Below are 1,539 nucleotides of genomic sequence, written 5' to 3' on the forward strand. Positions count from 1 at the left end.
TCCGGGCCGCCCTCGTCCTGTTCGATGAATCCGTAGCCCTTGTCCGAGGCGAACCACTTCACTCTTCCGGTAGGCATCCGGGGCTCCTCTCTCTGCTCCCTCGTCTGTCTGCTCCGTCGTCGAACGTGGCGGCAGCCGAGGTCTCACCGGCCATACCAACGGGTACCCCGCTGCTGGCGGAGCGGCTGGTCCGGCACCGATGTGCACGCGAGTGGCGCAGCGCGGCCGGCCGGAGCGGCGGGGGGAAGAACCGACCGCAAAACGCGTGGGGACGGTACTTGCCGGATGCCCGGTGCCCGGATGCAGCCATCCGAGCTGGATCGCTGGATACCCGGGTGACCGCGGACGTGTCCACGGGCGTGTCCACCGGCTGCGTGTGCCGGGCCGACGAGGCTGGGAGGCTGGAGGGGCGTCCATGAGCGATCGGTCGAAAAGGGCACCCGCCAGTGCAGTCGGCATGCTGCGCGACGCGGGGCGCTGTCCGGGGTGCCGTCCGTCGCCGTGCTCCTGGAACTGGTCAGAACGCCGAGCGCGGGCGGCCACGTCAAGTGCTGGGAGCGGTTCGCCGAGGCGGCCGCGGTAACGAGCCCTGCAGAGCTGGGAGTCGACCTCACCGTCTACACGCTGGGTGAGGCGTCCCGTCTCGAACCACTCTCGCCGGCCGTGCGCTTCGTCCTCCTGCCACCGGTTCGGAGTACGGCGCCCCTGGTTCGCGACACCGGGACCGACGTCTGCGACCTCTCGCCGCTCCACCCGGCACCGTACGCGGTCCGGGCGCGGCTCGGTGAGCTGAGCGCCCGGCTCGTCCGGGCCGTGACGCCGAAGCACACGGCCGGGACCGGGACTGGAAGGGGACCGGATCACCACCATGTCCGGCACCGGGGCGGCGCGCCCTGCGTACCTCGGACCCGGTCGGCCGTCTCCTCGTGGCCGGTGCACGGCCGTCCCGTGTGGCGAACGGGTCCCGGCCGACGTCCGACCGGACGTATGCAGCCCAGCCCCGCTGGGTCCTTCCAGGACGCGGGTGGGGAACGGTGTTCCATGAGCAGCAGCACTGCCGGCGCTGGGCGGGCAGGCGGCGCGAGGGCGTCGGACGGCCCTCGCGCGAGCTGAAAGATGCCGCAGGCGGTAGGAGAAGTAACGTGCGGGAACCTCCCGCTCGCGGCCGGCGCCCAGGGCGCGGCCGGGGCAGCAGAGCGGCGCGATGACGTACGCCTGGCAGGACAGAGCGGTGCGGGCCCTGGGCGGACCGGATCAGGCGAGGGTCGTCGTGGTGCTGGGCGCCGTACTGGCCATGGACGGTGCCGACAAGGGCGCGCTGTCGGTCGCCGCGCCCGGCATCAAGACCGCGTTCGGTGTGAACAACACCGACATCGGCCTCCTGGTCTCCGTCGTCTCGCTGACGGCTGCCGTCTGCACGGTCCCGGTGGGGCTGCTCACCGACCGGGTGCGCCGGGTCCGTCTGCTGGCGATCAGCACGACGCTGTGGGTGGTGGCAACGGGCATGTCGGCTCTCGCGCCCTCGTATCTGTGGCTCCT

General features: G+C 72.1%; 2 protein-coding genes. One reads left to right on the forward strand and one right to left on the reverse strand.

The genetic code is table 11. The annotated features are described in order from the left end of the window. Window positions 1-77 (reverse strand): cold-shock protein (locus KBY19_RS35830; protein WP_210967516.1); only part of this gene is annotated, 77 nt, incomplete at its 3' end. Window positions 78-1,204: 1,127 nt separating this feature from the next. Between KBY19_RS35830 and KBY19_RS35835 the strand changes: the two genes are divergently transcribed. Beyond that, the coding region (locus tag KBY19_RS35835) for an MFS transporter (protein WP_210967515.1) at window positions 1,205-1,539 on the forward strand (335 nt) is incomplete at its 3' end.

This window comes from Streptomyces sp. B15, assembly GCF_018070605.1.
Lineage (GTDB): Bacteria > Actinomycetota > Actinomycetes > Streptomycetales > Streptomycetaceae > Streptomyces > Streptomyces smyrnaeus.